Source organism: Marimonas lutisalis (assembly GCF_005434965.1).
Taxonomy (GTDB): domain Bacteria; phylum Pseudomonadota; class Alphaproteobacteria; order Rhodobacterales; family Rhodobacteraceae; genus Marimonas_A; species Marimonas_A lutisalis.
In genome coordinates this window covers 169,782-195,270 of the sequence record NZ_SKCI01000001.1, presented here as the reverse complement: position 1 = coordinate 195,270, position 25,489 = coordinate 169,782, and the positions used below count along the sequence as shown (strand labels likewise).

At 64.8% G+C, this 25,489-nt stretch carries 25 protein-coding genes; 12 read left to right on the top strand and 13 right to left on the bottom strand.

What is annotated here, in order from left to right:
• Both E0501_RS00920 and E0501_RS00915 read right to left on the bottom strand, forming a co-directional pair.
• On the bottom strand, positions 1–123 hold a 123-nt coding region (locus tag E0501_RS00920; protein WP_235857778.1), incomplete at its 3' end, for a GTP-binding protein.
• A 139-nt stretch (positions 124–262) separates the two neighbouring features.
• Entirely contained in the window at positions 263–802 is a 540-nt protein-coding gene (locus tag E0501_RS00915; RefSeq protein ID WP_137699478.1) for a hypothetical protein, read from the bottom strand.
• 131 nt (positions 803–933) lie between these two features.
• On the opposite strand from E0501_RS00915, the gene E0501_RS00910 reads away from it, so the two are divergent.
• Both E0501_RS00910 and yghX read left to right on the top strand, forming a co-directional pair.
• Positions 934–2,289 carry a cytochrome P450 gene (locus tag E0501_RS00910; RefSeq protein WP_235857719.1) on the top strand — a complete coding sequence of 452 codons (1,356 nt, stop codon included), beginning with the start codon at positions 934–936 and terminating at the stop codon, positions 2,287–2,289.
• 196 nt (positions 2,290–2,485) lie between these two features.
• Positions 2,486–3,373 carry a YghX family hydrolase gene (gene yghX, locus E0501_RS00905; protein ID WP_137699477.1) on the top strand — a complete coding sequence of 296 codons (888 nt, stop codon included), beginning with the start codon at positions 2,486–2,488 and terminating at the stop codon, positions 3,371–3,373.
• Between the two features lie 38 nt (positions 3,374–3,411).
• On the opposite strand, the gene E0501_RS00900 is transcribed toward yghX, so the two are convergent.
• Positions 3,412–4,947 carry a carbon-nitrogen hydrolase family protein gene (locus tag E0501_RS00900; RefSeq protein ID WP_161594522.1) on the bottom strand — a complete coding sequence of 512 codons (1,536 nt, stop codon included), beginning with the start codon at positions 4,945–4,947 and terminating at the stop codon, positions 3,412–3,414.
• Between the two features lie 228 nt (positions 4,948–5,175).
• On the bottom strand, positions 5,176–7,632 hold the full coding sequence (locus E0501_RS00895) for a DNA topoisomerase IV subunit A (RefSeq protein ID WP_137699475.1): 2,457 nt from the start codon (positions 7,630–7,632) through the stop codon (positions 5,176–5,178).
• A gap of 204 nt (positions 7,633–7,836) precedes the next feature.
• Here E0501_RS00895 and E0501_RS00890 point away from each other — a divergent pair, with 204 nt between their 5' ends.
• The 6 genes from E0501_RS00890 (at position 7,837) to E0501_RS00865 (ending at position 12,329) form a co-directional block, all read left to right on the top strand.
• Positions 7,837–8,559: an SH3 domain-containing protein gene (locus E0501_RS00890; protein WP_161594521.1), complete on the top strand. Its 723-nt coding sequence runs from the start codon at positions 7,837–7,839 to the stop codon at positions 8,557–8,559.
• 90 nt (positions 8,560–8,649) lie between these two features.
• The gene (locus tag E0501_RS00885; RefSeq protein ID WP_137699473.1) at positions 8,650–9,480 is read left to right on the top strand and encodes an SDR family NAD(P)-dependent oxidoreductase; all 831 of its coding nucleotides are present in this window, start codon (positions 8,650–8,652) and stop codon (positions 9,478–9,480) included.
• A 71-nt stretch (positions 9,481–9,551) separates the two neighbouring features.
• Positions 9,552–9,755 carry a twin transmembrane helix small protein gene (locus tag E0501_RS00880; RefSeq protein ID WP_137699472.1) on the top strand — a complete coding sequence of 68 codons (204 nt, stop codon included), beginning with the start codon at positions 9,552–9,554 and terminating at the stop codon, positions 9,753–9,755.
• Between the two features lie 4 nt (positions 9,756–9,759).
• Positions 9,760–10,335, top strand: coding sequence for a cob(I)yrinic acid a,c-diamide adenosyltransferase (locus E0501_RS00875; RefSeq protein WP_137699471.1), 576 nt, complete (start codon positions 9,760–9,762; stop codon positions 10,333–10,335).
• 309 nt (positions 10,336–10,644) lie between these two features.
• Positions 10,645–11,403, top strand: coding sequence for an electron transfer flavoprotein subunit beta/FixA family protein (locus E0501_RS00870; protein ID WP_137699470.1), 759 nt, complete (start codon positions 10,645–10,647; stop codon positions 11,401–11,403).
• Positions 11,403–12,329 carry an electron transfer flavoprotein subunit alpha/FixB family protein gene (locus tag E0501_RS00865; RefSeq protein WP_137699469.1) on the top strand — a complete coding sequence of 309 codons (927 nt, stop codon included), beginning with the start codon at positions 11,403–11,405 and terminating at the stop codon, positions 12,327–12,329. The genes E0501_RS00870 and E0501_RS00865 overlap by 1 nt, the downstream gene beginning before the upstream one ends.
• Positions 12,330–12,400: 71 nt before the next feature.
• Here the strand turns inward: E0501_RS00865 and E0501_RS00860 are convergent, their stop codons facing one another.
• On the bottom strand, positions 12,401–13,255 hold the full coding sequence (locus E0501_RS00860) for a DUF6473 family protein (protein WP_235857718.1): 855 nt from the start codon (positions 13,253–13,255) through the stop codon (positions 12,401–12,403).
• A gap of 139 nt (positions 13,256–13,394) precedes the next feature.
• On the opposite strand from E0501_RS00860, the gene E0501_RS00855 reads away from it, so the two are divergent.
• A complete protein-coding gene (locus E0501_RS00855; protein ID WP_137699468.1) occupies positions 13,395–14,270 on the top strand; it encodes a 3-hydroxybutyryl-CoA dehydrogenase in 876 nt (291 codons plus the stop codon).
• A gap of 282 nt (positions 14,271–14,552) precedes the next feature.
• On the opposite strand, the gene E0501_RS00850 is transcribed toward E0501_RS00855, so the two are convergent.
• The 7 genes from E0501_RS00850 to E0501_RS00820 all read right to left on the bottom strand — a co-directional run bounded on the left by E0501_RS00850 (position 14,553) and on the right by E0501_RS00820 (position 20,037).
• Positions 14,553–15,374: a lysophospholipid acyltransferase family protein gene (locus tag E0501_RS00850; protein ID WP_137700798.1), complete on the bottom strand. Its 822-nt coding sequence runs from the start codon at positions 15,372–15,374 to the stop codon at positions 14,553–14,555.
• Between the two features lie 130 nt (positions 15,375–15,504).
• Positions 15,505–15,783 (bottom strand): HPr family phosphocarrier protein, encoded by a 279-nt coding sequence (locus E0501_RS00845; protein WP_137699467.1) that lies wholly within the window; start codon positions 15,781–15,783, stop codon positions 15,505–15,507.
• A 9-nt stretch (positions 15,784–15,792) separates the two neighbouring features.
• The gene (locus tag E0501_RS00840) at positions 15,793–16,185 is read right to left on the bottom strand and encodes a PTS sugar transporter subunit IIA (RefSeq protein ID WP_137699466.1); all 393 of its coding nucleotides are present in this window, start codon (positions 16,183–16,185) and stop codon (positions 15,793–15,795) included.
• Positions 16,186–16,218: 33 nt separating this feature from the next.
• Complete coding sequence (gene rapZ / locus E0501_RS00835; protein WP_137699465.1) at positions 16,219–17,130, bottom strand: RNase adapter RapZ; 912 nt, start codon at positions 17,128–17,130, stop codon at positions 16,219–16,221.
• A 25-nt stretch (positions 17,131–17,155) separates the two neighbouring features.
• A complete protein-coding gene (locus E0501_RS00830) occupies positions 17,156–17,593 on the bottom strand; it encodes an HPr kinase/phosphorylase (protein WP_137699464.1) in 438 nt (145 codons plus the stop codon).
• A gap of 3 nt (positions 17,594–17,596) precedes the next feature.
• Complete coding sequence (locus tag E0501_RS00825; protein WP_137699463.1) at positions 17,597–19,285, bottom strand: sensor histidine kinase; 1,689 nt, start codon at positions 19,283–19,285, stop codon at positions 17,597–17,599.
• 50 nt (positions 19,286–19,335) lie between these two features.
• Positions 19,336–20,037 (bottom strand): response regulator transcription factor, encoded by a 702-nt coding sequence (locus E0501_RS00820; RefSeq protein WP_137699462.1) that lies wholly within the window; start codon positions 20,035–20,037, stop codon positions 19,336–19,338.
• A gap of 352 nt (positions 20,038–20,389) precedes the next feature.
• On the opposite strand from E0501_RS00820, the gene E0501_RS00815 reads away from it, so the two are divergent.
• Together E0501_RS00815 and E0501_RS00810 are read left to right on the top strand one after the other, a co-directional pair.
• Positions 20,390–21,988, top strand: coding sequence for a phosphoenolpyruvate carboxykinase (locus E0501_RS00815; protein ID WP_137699461.1), 1,599 nt, complete (start codon positions 20,390–20,392; stop codon positions 21,986–21,988).
• Between the two features lie 150 nt (positions 21,989–22,138).
• Entirely contained in the window at positions 22,139–23,908 is a 1,770-nt protein-coding gene (locus tag E0501_RS00810) for a carboxyl transferase domain-containing protein (protein ID WP_137699460.1), read from the top strand.
• Between the two features lie 7 nt (positions 23,909–23,915).
• Here E0501_RS00810 and E0501_RS00805 read toward each other — a convergent pair whose 3' ends face one another.
• Positions 23,916–24,980, bottom strand: a complete 1,065-nt coding sequence (locus tag E0501_RS00805; RefSeq protein WP_137699459.1) for an aldo/keto reductase — start codon at positions 24,978–24,980, stop codon at positions 23,916–23,918.
• A 113-nt stretch (positions 24,981–25,093) separates the two neighbouring features.
• Here E0501_RS00805 and E0501_RS00800 point away from each other — a divergent pair, with 113 nt between their 5' ends.
• Complete coding sequence (locus tag E0501_RS00800) at positions 25,094–25,459, top strand: TusE/DsrC/DsvC family sulfur relay protein (RefSeq protein ID WP_137699458.1); 366 nt, start codon at positions 25,094–25,096, stop codon at positions 25,457–25,459.
• The last annotated feature ends 30 nt before the right edge of the window (positions 25,460–25,489 follow it).

The window sequence follows — 25,489 nt, the reverse complement described above, 5'->3', positions numbered from 1 at the left end:
GGCCTTGAAGTCACCGAAATACTTCGTGATCGCAGCCGTCAGCGTCGTCTTGCCGTGGTCAACGTGACCAACAGTCCCGATGTTCACGTGCGGTTTCGTGCGTTCAAACTTTTCCTTTGCCATCGCGTTGGCGCCCCTTGCTTGTGGCCCGGTGGACCTGGTTTCACTCCGCGCGGCATTTATTTGGTTAGCCAGAGGAAATCAAGGCTCTCTTGCCACGGGGTGCCGCGTGGCCCGGAAGCGGGTACCCGTGAGGCTGCGATCAGTCCTTAAACCAGCCTTCTTCGCTCTGCTGGCGCACCAGATACCGCTGGATTTCCTTGACCGCGATCCGGCTGAGCTGCTGCATCTGTTCCTCGCGCGTCTTGGTATAACCCGAACCGATCAGGCTGTCGCCACCGAGGTTCTCGAGCACGGTGATCTGCTTGACCTCGTCGTTGAGCTTCTTGCCGGCGGCATCGTCCCAGACAGTCAGGTTGATGACCAGGATCGATTTCGGGCTGGCGACCAACGGGATACCCGGCTGGGCCAGGACATAGCCTTCGATGCTGATACCGAAATGGTAGAGCTTTTCGCCCTCGTAGCGACCGAACCGTTCATCGACCGCCGCTGTCATCGCGGCGATCCATTCTTCCTCGGTGGCCTCGCGCGAAAACGGCCCCTTGGTCATCTTGGGAGCGACAGCGATATTGTGGCCCAGACGGAAATTGCCGAGATCCACCGGCGGTTCATCAAGATCATTGATATTCGTGCAGGCCGCCAGAATGGCCAGCGAAAAAAGCAGGACAAATTTGCGGATCATTCAGGCAGTCTCCGGTTTCGCGTCCCTGCGGGGATACCCCAGCGCGAAAACGGGCGCAATGATCCTTGCACCATTGGCGAGAACCATAGCCGTGCCTATGTTAACATCAGGTTACCTGAGCGGAGGGTCAGATGAACACGGTCGAACTGCCGGTGCATGTGCCGCTGGTCACGCGGCCGATGGGGATACTTGGCAGCCTCAATGCCGCGCGGCGCAACCTGCTGGAAATCCTGCCCGCGATCGCTGTGCGCCAGCCGATGGTGTCGGGACGCACCGCCAAGCGCTGGCACATGGTGATGGACCCTGGCGCGATCCGCCGCATGCTTCTGGAAAACATCGACAATTACCCGAAATCGCTGGTTACGAAAAACCTGCTGAAACCGGCGATCGGCGACTCGCTCTTTATCGCCGAGGGGGCGCATTGGCGCTGGCAGCGCCGCGCGGCGGCGCCGGCCTTTTCGCATCGCAATGTGACCAACCTGGCCCCGGTGATGTCGGCCGCGGCCGAGCACAGCCTGGCGCGGATCGAAGCAGCGGACAAACGCGCTGTCGACATGTACGAGGAAATGGTGCGCGCGACCTTCGAAGTAATTGGAAGCGTGACGTTTTCCGAAGGCTCGCAATTCGACGCGGAAGAGGTGCATGAAGCCATCGACGCCTATATCGACGCGGCCGGACGCATGTCGCTCTTCGACATCCTCGGCCTGCCTGACTGGGTGCCGCGGCCGGGCCGGGTATTCTCAGGGCGTCCCGTGCGCGACATGAAGGCGCTGGCCGACACGGCGGTCGAGGCCCGCCGCAGTACCGGGCCGGGCGCGATCCCGGATCTTCTCGACCTGCTTTTGGAGGGAGAAGACCCTGAAACCAAACGGAAAATGAACACGTCCGAGCTGCGTGACAACTTGCTGACCTTCATCGTTGCGGGCCATGAAACCACAGCTCTCACGCTGAGCTGGGCGCTCTACCTCTGCGCCTTCGACCAGGAGGTGCAGGACCGGGCGCGGGCCGAGGCGCAGGCCGTTTTGCAGGGGCGAGTGGCAACGGCCAACGATCTGGACTCGCTTCCCTTTATCCGGATGATCGTAGACGAGACGCTGCGGCTTTACCCGCCGGCCGGCATCATCTCGCGCACGGCGCAGGCGCGCGACGAGCTGTGCGGGCGCGAGGTGCTGCCCGGCGACACGGTGATGATCCCGATCTACGCGCTGCATCGCAACCAGCTTCTGTGGGACGATCCGGATGCCTTCCGCCCCGAAAGATTTAAGGATCGCAAGGGGATAGAGCGCTATGCCTATCTACCGTTCGGGGATGGCCCGCGCATCTGCATCGGCGCCAGCTTCGCCCTTCAGGAGGCGGTGATCGTGCTGGCGACGCTGTTGTCGCGGCGGCGGTTCCACCTGGTTCCGGGGCGCAGCCCGAAGCCGGTGATGATCCTGACATTGCGTCCCGAAGGCGGGGTCTGGCTGACCTCGGAACCGGTTTCGTAAACGCCACCGCACGGTCGAAAACCGGGGGGTGACACGCGTGCACCCCCCGACTGACATCCGGCTGCCGGGCAAAACCGTCCGGGTTAACGCGCGTTAAGGTTAATGCGGCGCACGGTCCCGCCCAAATCCCGAAAACGTGAAGCGCGGCGCCCGGGCACAATGCTACTCTGGCGCACCGCATCCAAGGGAGGACGCCATGACACGCCTGACCGCCAAGGACTTTGCCCCCGAGATTCTGGAGCTTTACGATTTCTACGCCCACGGGATGATCACCAAGCGCGAGTTCTTGGACCGCGCGGGCAAATTCGCGGTGGCCGGGATGACGGCGCCCGCGATCCTGGCGGCGATGGGCCCGAATTACGCGCTGGCCGAGCAGGTGAAATTCACCGATCCCGACATCCTGCCGGAATACGTCACCTACCCGTCCCCGGACGGGCATGGCGAGGTGCGCGGTTACCTGGTGAAACCCACCGGCGCGACGGGGCCGGTGCCGGGTGTCGTGGTGGTGCACGAGAACCGCGGCCTTAACCCCTATATCGAGGACGTGGCGCGGCGCGTGGCCAAGGCGGGGTTCGTGGCGCTGGCGCCCGACGGCCTGACATCGGTGGGTGGCTATCCCGGCAATGACGACGAAGGCCGCGCACTGCAGAAAACCGTCGACCGGGTGAAGCTGATGAACGACTTTTTCGCCGCCGTCGACTGGCTCAAGGCCGCCGATTTCACCACTGACAAGATTGGCATTACCGGCTTCTGCTATGGCGGGGGCGTGGCCAACGCGGCGGCGGTGGCCTTTCCCGACCTGGGCGCGGCCGTGCCGTTTTACGGCCGGCAGGCCGCGGCCGAAGACGCGCCGCGGATCCAGGCGCCGATCCTCCTGCACTATGCCGAGCTGGATGAACGGATCAACGCGGGCTGGCCGGCTTACAAGGCGGCGCTCGATGCTGCCGGGGTGACATACGAGGCGCATATCTACCCCGGCGTGAACCACGGTTTCCACAATGACAGCACGCCACGCTATGACGAGGCGGCGGCGGAGCTGGCCTGGGAGCGGACAATCGCGTGGTTCCGGAAATACCTGGCGTGAGGCGCGCCACCAAAGCGCAACCGGCGACGTAGCCGATATTACGCCACAGGTCTGCCCGCGACGGCCCGGTCCCCGCTTCGCCCGAACAACACCGCACCCGCAGCGAACAAGACAACCAGGGCCATCGACACCCAACCCAGCCAATCGCCGAAACGGGCATAGAGAGTCCGCGCGCCTTTGGTCGGCACGTCGACATACATGATGCCGGGCTTGCCAGTTCCCAGGTTCATCTGGGCCAGCACATGGCCGTAGGGATCTATGGCATAGGTGATGCCATCATAGGTCGGGCGGATATGAGTGAAGCCGTTCTCGACGGCCCGGTAGGGATCGTTGAGCGTTATGCCCTTGGGAAATTCGTGCGAACCGGTCAGCATGATGTCGGCACCGGCATTGCCGGCCTGTCGCGCGAAATCCGGAAAGCTCATGTCCCGGCAGATCGACAGGGCAATGCGCCCGTAGGGGCTGTCGGCGGTCTGTATGATCTCGGCGCCTTTAGCGAACACGGCGTTTTCACCGAAATCGCCGAAACCCAGCAGGAAGCGTTTCTGGTAATCGGCCTGGACCGTGCCGGTATCGTCAAGAAGCAGGTGACGGTTCGCGCCCTTGCCGGTTTGCGGGACCCAGCCATAGGGCAGCGCCAGCCAGACGCCGTTATCCGCCGCGATCTTCGCGAATTCCGCGCGGGCGGCTTCATGGTTCGCTTCGGTGATGACGATGGCGAACTCGTTGAACGCGACGATCTCTGCCCCGTTGGCCGCGGCCTCGGCGGTCATGGCGCGGATATGGCCCATCGTTGCCTCATAGGGCGAGGTCATGCGTTCCTCGAACACCTGAACCATCGATTCCGGGCCGCCCACCTCGGCCGGCATCACGACCGCGGCCACCTTGACCGTCGGGATATCCGGCGCGTTCACGATCCGCAGGCTGCCCCAGGCAAAGAGCCCGCCCGCGACCACGACAAAGGCCAGCCCGGCCGCGACAGTCGGCCGAAGCCGGAAACCGTTTTCCCAGGCATGGTTGACGCAGGCGGCCAGCCAGGACCAGAGGAACACGAAGCCCCAGAGGCCGGCCAGCGCGTAGATCTGCAGCAATGGCAGCGGGGCCGTGGCAAAGACGTTCTTGGCCGCGGTTCCATCGATGGGCGGCGGAAGTGACGACAGGAACATCGACGCGGTCATCGCTGCGGGAAAGACGAGCGTTGCGAAAAGCCGGTTGCCCAGCCGGGGCGTGACGAGCCGGTCAATAACGTAGGGCAACGCATAGTAGAGCGCGATGATGGTTGAGCGGACCACGTTGAAAACCAGGCTCATTACAGGATCGCCCATGTCGAAAATGCCCCAGAGCGCGATGTTGAAGGCCGCCACGAAACCAAGGATCGTGAAAAGGATCGAGCGGCCGGCCGGAAGCACGCGGCTGAACCGAAGGATGAAGATCGGCGCAACGATGATCATTGCGGGAATCATCGGCAGGAAATCACTGCGGCGGCAGAACATGAAGAGGCCAAAGCCCAGAACGAAGAGCCCCAGTGCCTGTGCAAAGTCGGCATTGCGGTTGGTCTGTGCGTCCGTTGACATCGGCACCCCCTCACGCGCCCCATGAAGTAAGGGCCGCTTCTCGCATCCATGACGGGAAAACTGCCCGTGACTGGAGATGGGCGCATTGACGCCGGTCAATCCGGACACGGCGGGGTAGCCTCTGCCGGCCAATAACGGCCAGGGATAAAGGCCTTTCATGGCGTGTGAGTTATGGCAGCATCGGTTCAAGCAGGCTCGAAACCGCTCCTTGCCGATCCACGCCCTTTCTCAGCCGAACTTGTAATCCTTGGGGAAGCCATAGGGCGGGCGCTTGCCGACGCCGGCGCGTTTGCCCAGCCATTCGCTCAAGTCGGGTTCGTGCCGGGTCTTGCCGCCGCCCATTTCCCAGCTGAGCCCCTCGGCCCAGGTGAAGGTGGTCAGATCGGCCAGCCCGCCATCGAGCTCGAGCGATCCCTGGCGGCCGCGGGCCTGGTTGTATTTCTGCAGGCGCACGCCCTTGCCGCGGCCCATCTCGGGCAGTTCGGCTAGCGGGAAGACCAGGAACTTGCCGTTCTGCGAACAGATCGCCACGTGATCGCCGCTGACCGGCTTGCACACGGCGGCGACCGTGTCTTTCACGTTCAGCACCTGCTTGCCGCTGCGGGTCTGGGCCACGACCTCGTCCTCGGGCACGACAAAGCCGTTGCCCGCCGCGCTGGCGACGATCAGTTTCTCGCCCGGGCGATGGATGAACAGCGTGACGATCTCGGCCTCGTTCGGCAGATCGACCATCAGGCGCAGGGGTTCGCCCATGCCGCGCCCGCCCGGCAGGTTGGCGGCGCTGAGCGTGTAGAACCGCCCGTTCGACCCCATCAGGATCAGCTTGTCGGTGGTTTCGGCGTGGAAGACGAAGCGGCCTTCGTCGCCGTCCTTGTATTTCAGCTCGCGGGTCAGGTCGATATGGCCCGACATCGCGCGGATCCAGCCCATTTTCGAGCAGACCACGGTGATCGGTTCGCGCTCGATCATCGCTTCCAGCGGCACGTCCTCGACCTCGGCCGCCTCGGCGAACTGGGTACGGCGCTCGCCGATCTCGTGGGTGCGGCCGAATTTCTTGCGCACCTCTTTCAGCTCGTCGCTAATGCGATCCCATTGCAGGGTTTCGTCTTCCAGCAGGTCTTCGAGATCGGCGCGCTCTTCCATCAGCGCGTCGCGTTCCTTGATCAGCGCCTCTTCCTCGAGCCGCCGCAGGCTGCGCAGGCGCATGTTGAGGATCGCCTCGGCCTGCACGTCCGACAATCCGTTTTCGCGGCCCGCAAAGCTGTGCGGGATGGCGCGGGTGCCGTCATCGCTCTCGGACAGAACGCCGGTGGCCAGCGCGTCTTCGTCGGCAACGAGGCTGAGCGTGGACACATCGACGCCGGCCAGCGGCGAGACATAGGTGGTTTCGTCCGTGGCGCGGGTGATCGTCTCCTGGTTCGGGCGCGACCAGTCCTCGTACATCAGCGCGGCCTTGGGATCGTCATCGTAGCGGATGATGTCGATCACCCGGTCAAGGTTCAGGAAGGCAGTGATCAGGCCCTGCAGCACCTCGAGCCGGTTGTCGATTTTGGCCATGCGGTGCTTGGAGCGGCGGATCAGCACCTCGCGCCGGAAATCGAGGAAGGCGCGCAGCACTTCCTTCATGCTGCAGACCTTGGGCGTGACGCCGTCGATCAGCACGTTCATGTTCAGGCTGAACCGCACTTCCAGGTCGGAATTGCGGAACATCATGTTCATCAGGACATCCGGGTCCACGTTCTTGGAACGCGGCTCGAGGATGACGCGGATGTCGTCGGCGCTCTCGTCCCGCACATCGGCGAGGATCGGCACCTTCTTTGTCTGGATTAGTTCGGCGATCTTCTCGATCAGCTTGGATTTCTGCACCTGGTAGGGGATCTCGGTGACGACGATCTGCCACTGGCCGCGGCCAAGGTCCTCGACCTCCCATTTGCAGCGCAGGCGGAAGGCGCCGCGACCGGTGCGATAGGCCTGGGCGATGCTGTCCTTCGGTTCGACGATCACGCCGCCGGTGGGGAAATCGGGGCCGGGCACGTAGTTCAGCAGCGTGTCGTCGCGCGCGTCAGGCGTCTTGATCAGGTGCAGGCAGGCGCCGATCAACTCGTCGATATTGTGCGGCGGTATGTTGGTGGCCATGCCCACGGCGATGCCCGCCGCGCCATTGGCCAGAAGGTTCGGGAACTGCGCAGGCAGAACCGCGGGCTCTTCCAGCCGGCCATCATAGTTGGGCCGGAAATCGACCGCGTTCTCGGCCAGCCCTTCCAGCATCGCCTCGGCAAAGGCGGTCATCCGCGCCTCGGTATAGCGGCTGGCGGCGGGATTATCGCCGTCGATATTGCCGAAGTTCCCCTGCCCGTCGACGAGCGGGTAGCGCACCGCGAAATCCTGAGCCAACCGCGCCATTGCGTCATAGATCGCGGCATCGCCATGGGGGTGGAAATCGCCCATCGTGTCGCCGGAAATCTTGGCCGATTTGAGGAAACCACCGGTGGAATTCAGCCGCAGGCGGCTCATCGCGTAAAGGATGCGGCGATGCACGGGTTTCAGGCCGTCGCGTGCATCCGGCAGCGCGCGGTGCATGATGGTCGAGAGCGCATAGGTCAGGTAGCGGTCGCCAATGGCCCGGCGCAGCGGTTCGGAAACCGCCTGCATCGGGATGTCGGGATCGTCCACCAAATCGCTCATGCCCCCGTCATATAGGGCCGGTGACTCGCCATCAAGCGCGATAAGCGCGGCGCGGGTCGGGTTTTCCGGACTGGTCCGACGCGGCCGTTTGGTGCATCCGTGCATCAGGGAAAAAACCTGTGCGCTTCCCCCCTGCGCGATCGAGCGAATCGTGTATAAAGGAGAAGTTGCATTAACTGGGTGTGGTGAACGGGGGTCTGCGCGATGTGGCGCTTTATACTGGTGACTTTTGCATTCATGGGCTGGGCGTTTTACGAGCTCAGCGGTGGCGCGGATTATGCGCCGCGCGACGGATCGCGCCAGGCCGTGATGGCCGAGCGCGCGGCCGCCGATGTGCAGCGTGAAACCATCGCCCGCGAGACCGGGCGCGCCCTGAAACAAGCCATCCAACCGCAGGGCAGCGAGAATGACCAGATTGTTCTGGCCTCGGCCAACCCCGACGCGGCCCAGGTGATTTCAGACCGGCCCAGGCGCCTGAAACTCAGCTTCTCCAACCCGGACAGCACCGGACGCGGCGTGGCCGTCGCGCTGGCGCGCACCGAAAAGGTGGCGCGGCTGACCGAACCGGCCCTGCCCGGCGCAGAGCACCTGAATGCGGAAGAGCAGGCCGACCTGGCCATCGCCATCGTCCGCGGCGTGCATGAGGTCGAACGCCCAGCCGAGACTGTCACAGATACACCCACCCGGGTTGTGCAGGACACGCAAGAAGACAAGAACGTGAGCGGAGCCGATATCCGCGAGGTTACCGGCACCCGCGTGAACCTGCGTGGCGGCCCCGGCACCGATTACAACGTGGTGGACAAGCTGGTGCGCGGTGCGAGGGTGGAAGTGCTGGACGATATCGGCGACGGCTGGGTCAAGCTGCAGGTCGAAGAGACCGGGCGCATCGGCTGGATGGCGGATTTCCTCCTGACCGCGGCGAACTGAGCACCCGGCCCGCGCTTCGCGATTGCCGCGCGCCGCGTTTTGGCATAGCTCCTGCCGGCGCAGGCATCACGCGCAGAGGGCAAGACCAGCATGGGCGGCAAGACAATTCTCATCACCGGATGCTCAAGCGGCATCGGATACGACGCTGCGCAGGGCATGCGTGAACGCGGCTGGCGCGTCTTCGCCTCGTGCCGGCAGGCGGCTGATTGCGACCGGATGCGCGACGAAGGGTTCGAGGCCCCGCGCATCGATTACGCAGACACTGAAAGCATCCACAATGGGCTTGCCGAGGTGCTCGAGGCCACCGACGGAAAGCTGGACGCGCTTTACAACAACGGCGCCTTCGCCATCCCCGGCGCGACCGAGGACCTGCCCACCGATGCGCTGCGGTCGATCTTCGAAACCAACCTGTTCGGCGTGCACGAACTGACCCGCTGGGCGATCCCGGTGATGCGGGCGCAGGGGGCGGGGCGGATCGTCAACTGCTCTTCGGTGCTGGGTATCGTGCCGATGCGCTGGCGCGGCGCCTATGTTGCCAGCAAGTTCGCACTCGAAGGGCTGACAGATGTTCTGCGGCTGGAAATGCGCGGCACCGGCATCCACGTGATCACGCTGGAACCCGGGCCGATCACCTCGAAGATCCGCGAGAACTCGATCCCGCATTTCGAACGCTGGATCGACTGGGAGGCCAGCCCGCGCGCCGAGCAATACCGCGACAACCTGCTGAAGCGGCTTTACGAGGAACGCGATCTCGACACGTTCGAACTGCCGCCGGCGGCGGTGACGAAGAAACTGGCCCACGCGCTGGAGGCACGCCGCCCGCGCCCGCGCTACTATGTCACCACCGCGACTCATCTGATGGGCACGGCGCGCCGTATACTGCCGACACGTGCGCTGGACTGGCTGATATCCAAGGGCTAGGGCAATTCGCCCCTTCGCTTTCGCGGCCCAAGTCACTAGATGTGGCGCAAGCGACGAAAAAGGAGCCGATTATGGCTGACGATCCCCTGTTCTGGGTTGTGGCGATTGCCTGTATTGCCGTGCTGTTCATCCTGATGATCGGCGTCGGCGGCTTTGCCAAGGGCGGTGATTTCAACCGCAAGCACGCCAACCGCATCATGCGCTACCGCATCATCGCGCAGGCGGTGGCGATTGCACTTATCCTGCTGTTTGTCTGGATCCGGTCCGGAGGCTGAAATCATGGTCGTTCTGTCGAAAATCTATACCCGCACCGGCGATGGCGGCGATACCGCGCTGGGCGATGGCTCGCGTCGGGTCAAGCATGATCTGCGCGTCACCGCCTATGGCACGGTGGATGAGCTGAACTCGACGCTGGGCCTGGCGCGTCTTTACGTCGAGGACGATGATTTCGACGAGGCGCTGAGCCGCATCCAGAACGATCTGTTCGATCTCGGCGCCGATCTTTGCCGGCCCGACATGGAGCGCGATGCCGAGGCCGACTACCCGCCGCTGCGCATGGCCGACGCCCAGGTCGAACGTCTGGAAACCGAGATCGACGCCATGAACGAGGCGCTGGAGCCGCTGCGCAGCTTCATCCTGCCCGGCGGCACGCCGCTGGCCGCGCACCTGCACCTGTGCCGCACGGTGGCGCGGCGAGCCGAACGGCTCTCGGTCGAGCTTGCCGGGGTCGAGGACGTGAACGCGGCGGCGGTGAAATACCTCAACCGCCTTTCCGACTGGTTCTTCGTCGCGGCCCGCGTCGCCAATGACGATGGCCGCGATGATGTGCTCTGGGTGCCCGGCGCGAACCGCTGAACCGGCCCCGCCGCTCTTTCATGGCAAAAATACTCATGCCCCGCTGGCATCCACGCCGGCCGGCTGCGGTGGCCGCGCGCGCCCGTGGCGCGGGTGGGTGGGCGGGGCGCCGCGGGGGCGCGCGGCCTGCTCCAACGGCAGCTTGAAACATTTGCGCAAAGAATTGCGGGCAAAACCGCAAAACGCGACGTCGGATGGCGCTAACGTGACGATTTTGCCCTGTTTTGCGCGGGCCCAAGCCTGTAACAGGACCGGGAGAACTGGAATCGCCTTGCAGGCGATGTCTTTGAGCTGAAGGAGATACCGCAGATGAAGGTGCTTGTGCCCGTCAAACGCGTGATCGACTACAACGTGAAGGTTCGCGTCAAGGCGGACGGATCGGGTGTCGATCTTGCGAATGTGAAAATGTCGATGAACCCCTTCGACGAGATCGCCGTGGAAGAGGCGATCCGCCTGAAAGAGGCCGGCAAGGCCGAAGAGGTCGTGGCCGTGTCGATCGGCGTGAAGCAGGCGCAGGAAACCCTGCGTACCGCGCTGGCCATGGGCGCCGACCGCGCAATCCTGGTGGTTGCCGCCGATGACGTGCACCAGGACATCGAACCGCTGGCCGTCGCCAAGATCCTGGCCAAGGTGGTCGAGGAAGAGCAGCCGGGCCTCGTGCTTGCCGGCAAGCAGGCGATCGACAACGACATGAACGCCACTGGCCAGATGCTTTCGGCACTCCTGGGCTGGAGCCAGGCGACCTTCGCCTCGAAGGTGAATATCGACGGCGACAAGGCCGTTGTCACCCGCGAAGTCGATGGCGGCCTGCAGACGATCAAGGTGAACATGCCCACGATCGTCACTGTCGACCTGCGCCTCAATGAGCCGCGCTATGCCTCGCTGCCCAACATCATGAAGGCCAAGAAAAAGCCGCTGGATGAGAAAACCGCCGCCGATTACGGCGTCGACGCCTCGCCCCGCCTCGAAGTGGTCAAGACGACCGAGCCCGAGGCCCGCCAGGCCGGCGAGATCGTGCCCGATGTCGATACGCTCGTGGCCAAACTCAAAGAGAAGGGGATCGTGTAATGGCTGTTCTGCTGCTCGGAGAAGTGAATGACGGCGAACTGGCGATGGACGCCACCGCCAAGGCCGTGACCGCCGCGAAGGCGCTGGGCGACGTGACCGTTCTGTGCGCCGGAGCCTCGGCCGCCGCCGCGGGCGACGCCGCCGCCAAGATCGACGGCGTGTCGAAAGTGCTGGTCGCAGAAGACGCCAGCCTGGGCCACCGCCTGGCCGAACCGACCGCCGCGCTGATCGTGTCGCTGGCCGGCGACTATGATCACATCGTCGCCCCCGCCACCACCGATGCCAAGAACGTGATGCCGCGCGTGGCCGCGCTGCTGGACGTGATGGTGATCTCGGATGCCTCGGGCGTGGTCGATGCCGACACGTTCGAACGCCCGATCTATGCCGGCAACGCGATCCAGACGGTGAAATCGAAGGATGCGAAAAAGGTCATCACTTTCCGCACGTCGACCTTCGACGCCGCCGGTGAGGGTGGCTCGGCCGCGGTCGAGACCATCGGCGCTGCCGACAATCCCGGCCTTTCCGAATGGGTCGAGGACAAGGTCGCGGCAAGCGATCGTCCCGAACTGACCAGCGCCGGTATCGTCGTGTCGGGTGGCCGCGGCGTCGGCTCGGAAGATGATTTCAAGCTGATCGAGCAACTGGCCGACAAGCTGGGCGCCGCCGTCGGCGCCTCGCGTGCCGCTGTCGACTCGGGCTATGCCCCGAACGACTGGCAGGTGGGCCAGACCGGCAAGGTGGTCGCCCCCGAGCTTTACGTCGCCGTGGGCATCTCGGGCGCCATTCAGCACCTTGCGGGCATGAAGGACTCGAAGATCATCGTCGCGATCAACAAGGACGAGGAGGCGCCGATCTTCCAGGTCGCCGATTACGGCCTTGTCGCCGACCTGTTCCAGGCCGTGCCTGAACTGATCGAGAAACTCTGATATGATGGGCGGGCCCGGCCCGCGCATCGCGATTTCATGAAGGCCCGCCCGAAACGGCGGGCCTTTTCCTTTCAGTCCAGCAATTCGGCCAGCGCGGCCACAACCGCGCCCGCGGCCTCGTCATGTGCGGCGGGGTTCAGCATGCCGCGCGCGGCCGGTTCGTCCATGTCCCCGAAGATCATCCCCTCGGTGCCCCTGGCCAGCGCCGCGGGGCTGGCGGCGACCTCGACCACTTGCGCGACGCGCCCGCGCAGCTTCTCGATCATCCAGCGCTCGATGCCGAAAGGATCGGTTTCGAGCGCGCCGTCATGAATTTTTTCCTCGGGCGCATGATCGGCGAAACACGGCAGGATCGCGCGCCCGTCGATGCGCGCCAACAGCATCTCCATCCGCGCCAGCCAGGCCTGCTGCACCTCGTCGATGACCAGCCGGAAGCGCTCGGGCGCGATGGTGGCCAACGCACCCAGCATGTGGCGCGTGAAATGGAACTCGGTGAAATCCACCTCGCGAAAGATGGTCTGCATCAGGTGCGAGGCTTTGATGAAGCGGTCGTTGCGCCGCGGATGCACGGCGTAATAGCGGTTGTTGAGCTTGTTCGCGCCGAGCACCTGCACCACGCAGAACTGCGCCCGCTCGGCCACGCGCAACATGGTCGCATCATTCAGGAAAACGTCGATCCCGGCATTGTTGATCCCGAAATTCACGCAGGTCAGCCCGGTTTCGGCCTCGACGATGGCCGGAAACGGTTCGGCGATGAACTTGCCATAGGTCTCGCTTCCGCCGAGAAAGGCCACGTATTCGCCCGACAGGTCCCGCCTCGGCCCGCGAAAGCTCAGCTTGCTCTTGCCATAATGACATGGCGCATAGTCGAGGGCCGGCGCCCCCATCTTTTCGAAGGTCATGATACCCACCAGTTTCTGTCTCACCCGGGGAAAGAATCGCGCCAATGTCTTGCCATTTCGCTAATGCCCCAAATCGACACGACTTTTAGGTGTTCCGCGCCCTTGCCCTGCCGCCCCGCCCGCGCCTATTGTCAATCCATCAGAGCAAGCGGGGCGATGGGCGATGGACATAAAGAAAGTGGGCGTGATCGGCGCGGGCCAGATGGGCAACGGCATTGCCCATGTCATGGCGCTGGCCGGTTATGACGTGGCACTGAACGATCTGAGCCAGGACGCGCTGGACGCCGCGCTGGCCCGCATCGAGAAGAACCTGGGCCGGCAGGCGGGCCGCGGCCTGATCGGCGAGGACACGGTTGCCGAGGCACTGGCCCGGATCAAGCCAACCCTGGACATGGCCGACGTCGGCGACAGCGACCTCGTGATCGAATCCGCCACCGAGAACGAAGACATCAAGAACAAGATCCTCGAAAACCTGGTGCCTCACCTGCGCCCCGAAACGATCGTAACCTCGAACACGTCGTCGATCTCGATCACGCGGCTAGCCACGCATACCGACCGGCCCGAAAAGTTCATGGGGTTCCATTTCATGAACCCCGTGCCCCTGATGAAGCTGGTGGAGCTGATCCGCGGCATCGCCACCGATGAAGCCACCTACAAAACCTGCCTTGCCGTGGTCGAGAAACTCGACAAGACCGCTGCCAGCGCCGAGGACTTCCCGGCCTTCATCGTCAACCGCATCCTGATCCCGATGATCAACGAGGCCTGCTACACGCTCTATGAAGGCGTCGGCAACGTCGCCTCGATCGACTCGGCGATGAAGCTTGGCGCAAACCACCCGATGGGGCCGCTGGAACTGGCGGATTTCATCGGATTGGATACCTGCCTGTCGATCATGCACGTGCTGCATGACGGGCTGGCCGATACCAAGTACCGCCCCTGCCCGCTCCTGACGAAATATGTCGAGGCCGGCTGGCTCGGCCGCAAGACGGGCCGTGGGTTCTATGACTATCGGGGCGACATACCCGTGCCGACGCGCTGACCCTCCGGAGCGCTGCCGCGCACAGGTTCGATTGCGTTCAGGCCACGCAGGCCCTGGGGGCCAGCCCCCCAGACCCCCGGGATATTTGGGGCAAGATGAAGGGCCATCGTCAGGAAAAAGTCAGCCCCCCGCCAAACGACGAGGGGCCTTCACCTTGCGCGGTCATCGGCGTCCCCTCCTGTACCGCAGGGTGACCTTGGTCCAATTTGGTTAATGTCCCGTTACTTCATCTTGCCGGAAATATCCCGGGGAGCGCGAGGGGCTGGCCCCTCGCTTCCAGCATCAATTTTCAAGCGAAAGGGTATGCTCGCGCAGCCAGGCCATGAAACCGCGCGGATCCGTCTTGACCATTTCGAGCCGGTCCGCGGGGATCGGGTGGCCGACGATCGGCGCCTGCGGCTTGTTGCAGCTGTGCACGATCTCGTGCAGCAGCAACCCCTGGCGGAGGGTGGCCGAGATACGGTTGGCGATCTGGTAAGCGCGTGAATTAGCGCCGGTGAAGCGCACCGGCACGACCTGCGCACCCGAGCGGCGGATCATCTGGGCGGTGAACACGTTCCATTCGCGTTCGACCGCCGGGCCGAACATCGTGTCCGACGAGGCGACGACACCGGATGGAAACAGCGTGACCAGCCCGCCATGCTTGAGGTGCTCCATTGCCCTGCCGCGCATTTCCACGAATTTGCGCTGGGCGTCATCCTCGTACGGAAACGGCACCGGGATCATGTAGGACGAGGCGACCTCGTCGATCCCGGTCAGAAGCGCGCGGGTGAGAATCTTGTAGTCGGGGCGGGCCCGGCCAATCAGGTCGGCCAGGATCATCCCGTCGGTCAGCCCGTGCGGATGGTTGGCGACCACCACCACGGGCCCTTCGCGCGGAATCCGGTCGAGTTGCTCCTGCGGCGTTTCGAGCCGGATGCCCATCACGTCGAGCGCGGCGTGCCAGAAGGCCTGGCCGCGTGGCGCGCCGCGGCGTTCGAACTCGCGCACCATGCGGATGATGCTGATCTTGCCTGTCAGCCATTCGATCATGCGGATGACCGTGCCCTGCAGCGGGCTGTCGAAAGAATTGGCATAGGTCAGTGAGCGCCGGTCATGCTGCATAGGCGGTTCGGGCGCGGGGGCCTGCGCGGGCGCAGTCACCTTTCCGAACGTGTCGGGCTTGTCCTGGGTGTGATCTGCCAACTTGGCCAAACCCCGTGTTTTGCGAAAACGCCGCGGAAACGCGGCACCCTCAGTTTTCTTCTCCGAACCGGTCGGCGACCAGCGCTTCGATCGCATCGGCCAGGGCTTCGGCGTCGGGCCCCGACGTTTGCACGTCAATAGAGCTTCCTTTCGGTGCTGCCAACATCAAAAGGCCCATGATGCTGTCGCCTCCGGCGCTCATCCCGTCCTTGGAAATCTCGGCATGGGCGTCAAAGCCCTCGACCACCTCGACCAGCTTGGCCGAGGCGCGGGCGTGCAGGCCCTTTTCATTGATGATCTGCAGCTTGCGCAGGGTGGTGTCGGACATGGGGCCTCGCTACTCGGCGGAAATGGTCTGGCTGTCTATATACTTGCGACCGGCATCCATGGCCAAGCGCACGGCTTCGGGCACGGAAAGGTGGCGGGATTTCGCGAGCTTGATCAGCATGGGCAGATTGGCGCCGTAGAGGATGCGTCGGTTCTCGTGCGCGCAGGCCATCAGCGACAGGTTCGAGGGCGAGCCGCCGAACATGTCGACCACCACGACAACCCCGTCGCCGCGGTCTACCGCGTCGGCGGCGTTGCAGATCTCGGCCTGCTTGGCGGCGCGGTCGCAATCGGCGGCGATGGCGACGGTACGCACGCCTTTCTGCGGGCCGACCACGTGTTCGACCGCGGCCAGGTATTCCTGGGCCAGGCCGCCATGCGCCACGATTACGATCCCGATCACGCCGGTTGCTCTCCTCGCTTCATGCGCGCCACCTCAGGGCCGCGCCGGCGCGCCGTTGCGCCGCTCCAGTTCGCGGTGCCTAATTGACACCTGCCAGCCTGCCTCTGCAAGGGCCTTGGCGAGCTTTTCGGCCATCGTTACCGACCTGTGCTGCCCGCCGGTGCATCCGAACCCGATCGAGAGATAGGCCTTGCCCTCTTCTGAGTAGGCCGGCAGCAGCATCTGCACCAGGTCGGCCACCCGCTCGAAGAAGGGGGCGAAGCGCGGATCGCGGGCCACGTAGTCGGCCACGGCGCCATCTTGGCCGTTCATGCCGCGCAGGGCGGGCTCCCAATAGGGGTTTTGCAGGAAGCGGCAATCGAACACCATGTCGATGCCGCGGGGCACGCCGCGCTTGTAGGAAAACGAGTTGACCGACACGGCCAGCTGGTGCGCCGGATCGGCCGAGAACCAGCGCTCCACCTCGGCGCGCAGTTCGTGCGGGGTCAGCTCGGAGGTGTCGATCAGCACATCGGCACGGGCGCGGATCGGCACCAGCAGGTCAAACTCGCGCGCGATTCCCTGGCCCGGGCTTTCGGCCGGGGCCAGCGGATGGCGGCGGCGGGTTTCGGAAAACCGGCGCAAAAGCACGTCTTCGCGGCTGTCGAGATAGAGCAGTTCGAGCGGGCCACCGGTCAGCTCGCCCATGGTGTCGATCATTTCGATCAGGCCGTTGGTCGAAAAATCGCGGTTGCGCGCATCGATGCCCAGCGCCAGCGGGCGATCGCGCCCGGGGCCTTCCAGCAGGCGCGGCAACAGCGTCAGCGGCAGGTTGTCGATTGCCTCGTATCCGAGGTCTTCGAGCACGCGAATGGCGGTTGAGCGCCCCGCGCCCGAGGGACCGGTCACCAGCACGCAGCGCGCGGTGGCGGCGGCGGGAAGGCTTGCTGGCACGTCTGCGGTCATCGGGGCTCCGGGTGGGGCAAGGGGATCAATCGGTTCGTCCCGCCAAAAGATATTGCAAAATCGCGGCCGGTAAATGCGGCATCCCGGCATTGTGAACCAACGGCAGCGGCAGGCCCAGCAGATTCGTGGCCCGGCGCGGGGGCAGGCGCTCGGGTTCTTCACGGTCCAGATCCACGACCAGCGCAAGCGGGACAGGCGGCGCCGGCCGGGCGGCAAGGATGCCGACGAAGCGCGCCTCGATCCGGCCGGAAATGGCGGGCGGGCAGCTGGCGACCAGGGTTTCGCCCCGCCGGGTCACGATCACCCGGTCATCGGCGACCAGCTCCGCGCCGCGGCTCATCAGGTCGAGGGCGAGGGCCGATTTGCCACGCCCGGCGGCGCCCAGGATCAGGACACCGCGGCCATGATGGGCAACGCAGCTGGCATGAAGGATATCCGAGACGTCCGAGCCCGGCGCAGGCATGGATCAGACCGGCAGACCGACGACGAAGCGCGCGCCGAGTGGATCCGAGGTGATGTCGGCATCGGTGGGGCGGATGTTCTCGGCCCAGATCACGCCGTCATGCGCCTCGACGATCTGCTTGGAAATCGCGAGCCCCAGGCCCGAGTTGTTGCCGAACTGGCCTTCGGGCCGTTCCGAGTAGAAGCGCTTAAAAATCTTGGTCAGCGCCTGTTCGGGAATGCCGGGGCCGGTATCCTCGACCACGACGAGCACGCGGTTTTCGCGCTGGCGGGCCCAGACGCGGATCGCGTCGCCGTCTTCGCAGAACGAGATCGCGTTGGTGATCAGGTTGACGAAGACCTGCGCCAGCCGCGCCTCGAGCCCGTTGATGACGATCGGGTTCTGCGGCAGGTCAGTGATGAAATCGACACCCTTCTTCTTGGCGTCTTCACCCAGGAACTGGCAGATATTGCCCAGCATCTTCAGCAGGTCGAAGCTCTCCTGCTCTTCCTTGACCAGCTCGCTGTCGAGGCGCGACGCATTCGAGATGTCACTGACAAGGCGGTCCAGGCGGCGCACGTCATGCTCGATCACGTCGAGCAGTTTCTCGCGCTGCTCTTCCTTCTTGACCATGCGCAGGCTGCCCACGGCGCTGCGCAGGCTGGCCAGCGGGTTCTTGATTTCATGCGCGACGTCGGCGGCGAATTGTTCGTTGCTGTCGATCCGGTCGTAAAGCGCGCTGACCATGCCCCGCAACGCGCCCGAAAGCCGGCCCACCTCGTCGGGGCGCGCCGTCAGGTCGGGGATGCGGATGCGGCCGGGGCCGCGCTTGCGGTTGTCGCGGTCGCGGCCGATCTCGGCAGCGGCGGCCAGGTCCGACAGCGGGTTGGCGATGGTCGAGGCCAGCACCAGGCTGAGCCCGATCGACACCAGCGTGCCGACGATGAACATCTGCAGCACGCGTTCGCGTTCGACGCGGACCAGCTTGTCGATCTCGCCCGAGGTGGCGGCAAGCGCCACCACCGCGACGGTACGGCCGTTCTGTTTCACCGGGGTCGCCACGGTAAAGACGCGGCCCTCGCCCTGGCTGCCCGGCGCCACCTGCGAGCCCTGCGCCAGCGTGGCGGGCACCAGTTGCCGGGCCTGGTCCTCGACCGCGATCAGCGGCCGGACCGGCGGCTTGCCGGTAAACAGGATCGACAGCCGGTCCCAAAGCCAGCTGAGCCCGTCGGTCAGGATTGTCTTGCTGTCCTCGGCGCCCGAGTTTTCAAGCGAGGATTCAATGCCACGCCCGCCCACCGTGCCGATCAGGTTGCCGGTGGTGTCGAAGACGAAGGCCTGCACACCGCGGCGCATATCGAGCCCGTCGAGCGTGCCGCGCACATCCAGCCCGTCACCGGTGGCCAGGTTCACCGGCGCGCCGCTGGGCATCTGCGCCTCGAACACGTCGGCGATCAGCTCGGCCTCGCTCATCAACCCGCGGGCGCGTTGCTGGGCCAGCCCGTCGCGTGACGAGTTCAGATAGAGAATGCCCGCAACAAGGATGTTGAGGGCAATCAGGTTGAACATGATGATCTTGCGGGCGAGAGGCGAACTCTTGAGCGAGAACAGGCTGCGCTTTTCGCGGCTTACGCGAAGCTCGTCATCGACCGTGCTGTTCGGGGCGACGAAATCGTCGCCAAGAACAATGTCACCGTCGCGTTCTGGCGCCATGTCGCGCACGTTCTACCTCTCGGCCGGGGCCATTCTGGCCTTATTCTTCTTTATTCTTCGTTGTAACGGTAGCCGATCCCATAGAGCGTCTCAATCGCCGAGAACTCGGGGTCGACGCTGCGCATCTTCTTGCGCAGGCGCTTGATATGGCTGTCGATGGTGCGGTCATCGACATAAACCTGGTCGTCATAGGCCACGTCCATCAGCTGATCGCGGGATTTCACGAAACCCGGGCGCTGCGCCAGCGCTTGCAGCAGCAGGAACTCCGTCACCGTCAGCGACACGTCCTCGCCCTTCCAGGCCACCGCGTGGCGCAGCGGGTCCATCCGCAGATCGCCGCGTTCCATCACCTTGGTTTCCTCGGTATCGCCCACGATATCGCCGGCCACCGCGTCCTGGCGGCGCAGAAGCGCGCGGATGCGTTCCACCAGAAGCCTTTGGGAAAACGGCTTTTTCACGTAGTCGTCGGCGCCCATGCGCAGGCCCAGCACCTCGTCGATCTCGTCATCCTTCGAGGTCAGGAAAATCACCGGCATCGAGGTCTTCTGCCGAAGCCGCTGTAGCAGGTCCATGCCGTCCATGCGCGGCATCTTGATGTCCAGCACCGCCATGTCGGGAAGTTTCTTGTTAAACGCGTCCAGCGCCTGCTGGCCATCATGATAAGTCTCGACCTCGAAACCCTCTGCCTCAAGGGTCATGGCCACCGATGTCAGGATGTTCCTGTCATCGTCCACAAGGGCGATTTTCGACATGTCCGAAATCCTTCTAATGCTCTTTATGCCTGTTTTTTTCAGGCACAATCGCCGTTTTGGCCTTTACAATCAATCCCTAACTGCGAATCAGCCGGGCATTCCGACTCATTTTGGGCCCAAAATGTCTTAACAATGGCTAATTTGCCTCACATTGGGTTTCGGATCGGAAATTGGTGGCGCTAACGTCGGCGTGGTTGCGCTAACTGCGCCAAAGCGTCCTGTTCCTGTCCCGAACTGCCATGTTAAGAGGCGCACTATCCGGCCCGTCTCGGGCCACAGGGCGGCCAGCTTTCCGCTCCGCCCGGAAAAGGAACGGCCCAGTCAGGCGCAGGCACGCAAGGAGCGACGAAACATGACATTTGGACGGGTGAACCCGAATTTCCAGCTTGAAGATCAAGGCATCGATGGGCTGGGCAATGTCTATTACAACCTCATGGAGCCTGCCCTGATCGAGGCGGCCCTGAAGGCCGGCGAAGGCCACCTGGGCAATGGTGGCACGTTCCTCGTGTCCACCGGCAAGTTCACCGGCCGCTCGCCCAAGGACAAGCACGTGGTCAAGACCGACAGCGTGGCCGACACGATCTGGTGGGAAAACAACGCCGAGATGAGCCCCGAGGGCTTTGACGCGCTTTACGACGACATGATCGCCCACATGAAGGGCCGCGACTATTACGTGCAGGACCTGATCGGCGGCGCGGACCCGGCCCATGCGATCAACGTGCGCATGGTCACGGAACTGGCCTGGCACAACCTGTTCATCCGCCACCTGCTGCGCCGGCCCGACCGCTCGGCGCTGGACGGGTTCATCGCCGATTTCACGGTGATCAACTGCCCCAGCTTCCAGGCCGACCCGGCCAAGCACGGCTGCCGCAGCGAAACCGTGATCGCGATGAACTTCGATCGCAAGATGATCCTGATCGGCGGCACGGAATATGCGGGCGAGAACAAGAAATCGGTCTTTACCCTGCTGAACTACCTGCTGCCGGAAAAAGGCGTGATGCCGATGCACTGCTCGGCCAACCATGCCACCGGCAACCCGGTCGATACCGCGGTGTTCTTCGGCCTGTCGGGCACCGGCAAGACGACGCTTTCGGCCGATCCGGCCCGTACGCTGATCGGCGACGATGAACATGGCTGGTCGGAACGCGGCACCTTCAACTTCGAAGGCGGCTGCTATGCCAAGACCATCGGCCTCGACCCCGAGGCCGAACCGGAAATCTATGCCACCACGTCGAAGTTCGGCACGGTGATCGAGAACATGGTCTACAACGAAGAGACCAAGGAACTCGACTTCGACGATGACAGCCTGACGGCCAACATGCGCTGCGCCTATCCGCTGAACTATATCTCGAACGCGTCCGATACCGGGCTCGGCGGCCATCCGAAGAACGTGATCATGCTGACCTGCGACGCCTTCGGCGTGCTGCCCCCGATCGCGCGGCTGACGCCGGCGCAGGCGATGTATCACTTCCTTTCGGGCTTCACCGCCAAGGTCGCCGGGACAGAACGCGGCGTGACCGAGCCGGAACCCACCTTCTCGACCTGCTTCGGCGCCCCCTTCATGCCGCGCCGCCCCGAGGTCTACGGCAACCTGCTGCGCGACAAGATCGCCAAGCACGGCGCCACCTGCTGGCTGGTCAATACCGGCTGGACCGGCGGCGCCTACGGCACCGGCTCGCGCATGCCGATCCAGGCCACCCGCGCGCTGCTGACCGCCGCGCTCGACGGCTCGCTGAACGAGGCGACCTTCCGCAAGGATCCGAATTTCGGCTTCGACGTGCCGGTGACCGTCACCGGCGTGGATGCCGCCCTGCTCGATCCGCGCTCGACCTGGGCCGACAAGGAAGCCTATGACGCCGCCGCGGCGAAGCTGGTGGGCATGTTCGCCGACAATTTCGAACAATACGTGCCCTTCATCGACGATGACGTGAAGGCCGCCGCCATCGGGTAAGGTAAGGCGGGCTTAAGCCCGCCCTACGCATCATTGCGCCCCGGTTCTCACGGACCGGGGCGTTTTACGTTGCGGCCCGGGCGATCAGGGCGGTTGAATTGCCGCGCGGCGCTTCGCACACTCGTCCCCGTGTCAAAGGGGGAATGCCGCGTGACAATCATCAGGGCCGAGGGCGCCGCGATCGTGGCGGAAATCCATGTGACACCCGGGCAGGAGGTCGCCGCGGGCGCGGTGCTGATCTCGACCGAGCTGATGAAGATGCGACACGACATCCGCACGGACACCGGCGGGCGGGTGACGGCGGTGCATGTCACCGCGGGAGACGAGCTCAAGGGCGGCGAGCCGCTGTTGACGCTGGACGCCGCCGAGACCTCCGCCGCCGTCAGCGCCCCCACCGAAGAGGCCCGCCCCGATCTCGACGAATTCGAGGCCCGCATGGCGCTCCTGTCCGACGCGGCCCGCCCAGAGGCCGTGGCGAAACGCCACGCGCAAGGCATGCGCACCGCGCGCGAGAACATCGCGGACCTGTTCGACCCGGGCAGTTTCACCGAATACGGCGCTCTGGCCGTCGCCGCGCAGCGCGGACAGAAACCGCTGGACGAGCTTCAGGCCCGCAGCCAAGGCGATGGCATCATCTGCGGCACGGGGCTGGTGAACGGGCGCCCGGTGGCGGCGATGGCGGTGGATTACATGGTGATGGCGGGCACGCAGGGCTTCAACCATCACCGCAAGATGGATCGCCTGATCGAGGTCGCGAGCCGAGACAACCTGCCCATCGTGCTCTTTGCCGAGGGCGGCGGCGGGCGACCCAATGACGGCGACGTTGCCCGGGTAATGGCGGCGTGGCTCAACGTCACCTCGTTTCGGCAGTTCGCCGCGCACCGGGGGCCAAAGATCGGCATCGTCGCGGGCTTCTGCTTCGCCGGCAATGCCGCGCTCTTCGGCGTCTGCGACCTGCGCATCGCCACGCGCAAGAGCTGGATCGGCATGGGCGGCCCGGCGATGATCGAAGGCGGCGGCCTGGGCCAGGTGAAGCCGACCGAGATCGGCCCCTCGGACGTGCAGGTGAAAAACGGCGTGATCGATCTTCTGTGCGAAGACGAGGCCGAGGCGGTTGCGGCAGCCAAGCGGCTGCTTTCCCTCTCCGAGACGGGCGCGCAGGGCCAGGGCGAGGACAAAGCGCTGCGCCGGATCGTGCCCGCCGACCGCACCCGCGCCTATGACATGCGCGCCGCCATCCGGGCGCTGGCGGACAAGGACAGCTTCCTGGAACTGCGCGCGGGCTTCGGCGCGGGCATGATCACGGGCTTTGCCCGCATAAGGGGCCGCGCCGTGGGGCTTCTGGCCAACAACCCGCTGCACCTGGGCGGCGCGATCGACGCCGCGGCGGGCGACAAGGGCGCGCGGTTCCTGCAGCTCTGCGATGCCTGGGGGGTGCCGGTGGTCACGCTCTGCGACACGCCGGGCTTCATGGTCGGCCCCGCGATCGAGGAAACCGGCCAGGTTGCGCATATTTCGCGTCTTTTCCTCGCCGGTGCGCATTTCGGCCAGCCGCTGGTCACCGTGATCCTGCGCAAGGCCTATGGGCTGGGCGCCATGGCGATGGCCGGTGGCGGCTTCGACCGGCCGCATTTCTGCTGCGCCTGGCCCACCGGCGAGGTGGGCGCGATGGGGCTGGAAGGGGCGGTGAAACTGGGCCACCGGGCACATCTTGCCGCGATCGGGGACCCGAAGGCGCGCGAGGCAGAATACCAACGCCTCGTGGATGAGCTTTACGAGCGCGGCAAGGCCCTAAACGCTGCCAGCCTGCTGGAGTTCGACGCGGTGATCGACCCGGCCGAGACGCGCGCGGCCATCGATCGCGCATTCGCCACCGCCGGCCCGGCCACGCCCGGCCCGCGCTATGCCGACGCCTGGTAGGCCCTGCTCAATACGGCATCGGATGGGCCCGGTGGGCCGCGTCGATCTCGTCCAGCACGTCGTCAGACAGCGTCACTCCGGCCGCCCCCAGCGCATGATCCAGCTGTGCCAGCGTCGTCGCCCCGAAGATCGGGATCGCCGGAAAGGGCCGCTGCATGACAAAGGCCAGCGCCATGTGCACCGGGTCAATCCCGTGGCGCCGCGCGATCTCCAGGTAGGCCGCGACCGCAGGGAACACCCGCGCGGTCACCCGCCCGCCCAGGTCGGTCGTGCCGCCGGTCGCCCCGGCCACGGCCATGCGCGATCCACCGGGCACCGCGCCATCCTGGTACTTGCCGCTCAGAAGCCCGGTCGCCAGCGGTGAAAACGCCAGCAGCGTGACGCGCTCGTTATGGCCCAGCTCGGCCATGTCGGTATCGTAAAGACGGCACAGGAGCGAATATTCGTTCTGCATCGCCACAACGCGCGGCCCCTGCCCGCGCGCGGCCGCGGCCAGCCACTGGCAGGTGCCCCAGGCGCTTTCGTTCGACAGCCCGAAGGCGCGGATACGGCCCTTCTCGACCTCGCGTTGCAGCGCCCCCATCACGTCCGCGATATGTTGCTCGGTCGCGTCCCGGTCCTGCCCACGCGGATCGAAGCGCCAGTTCCTGCGGAAATGATAGGAGCCGCGATTGGGCCAGTGCAGCTGGTAAAGGTCGATCACGTCGGTTTTCAGCCGCGTCAGGCTGCCCTCTACGGCCTCGGGGATCGTGTCCGAAGAAATCATCGGCGTCCCGCCCTCGACCACGCCGGACCCTTCTCCCAGGTGCTTCGTCGCGATCACCACCTCGCCCCGCCGCCCGGATTTTTCGAACCAGTCGCCGATGATCTCCTCGGTGCGACCCAGCGTTCCCGCCGAGACCGGGTTCACCGGATACATATGCGCGGTGTCGATGAAATCGACGCCGGCGGCCAGCGCATGTTCGATCTGGGCATGGGCCTCGGCTATCGGTGTCTGCGTGCCCCATGTCATCGACCCAAGGCACATCGCGCTCACCTCGATTCCCGATTGCCCCAGTTCCACACGTTTCATGCCTGCTCTCCTGCCTGTCTGCGCCGCGCGCACCCTTTCACCGCGCGCCGGCAATCACAACCCCGCGCGGATTTGCCATTTGACGTGGACCGCTGATGCGCCATTCTGATCCCATGCGCACACGTCCGGATATCCTGACTGAAATCGCCCTGCCCTCGGGGCCGGTGACGGTGGACGAATATGGCTACCTGACCGATCCCGCGCTCTGGACGCGCGAGTTTGCCGAACATGCCGCCCGGGCCGAGGGCGTCATACTGACCGACCGGCATTACGAAGTGATCGCCTTCATCCGCGCGCAGGAGGAAGAGCACGGCATCATGCCCGATCAGCGTTTCGTGCTGCGCTTTCTCGGCCATGGTTCGGGGCTGACGAAATCGCAGGCCAAGGATGCGCTCTATGCGCTTTTCCCGCAGGGCTATGTCAAACAGGCCTGCAAGATCGCCGGCATGCGCCAGCCGCGCGCCTGGTCGACCGGGTAACGCCCCACCGCACGCACCGCCATTTGCCCG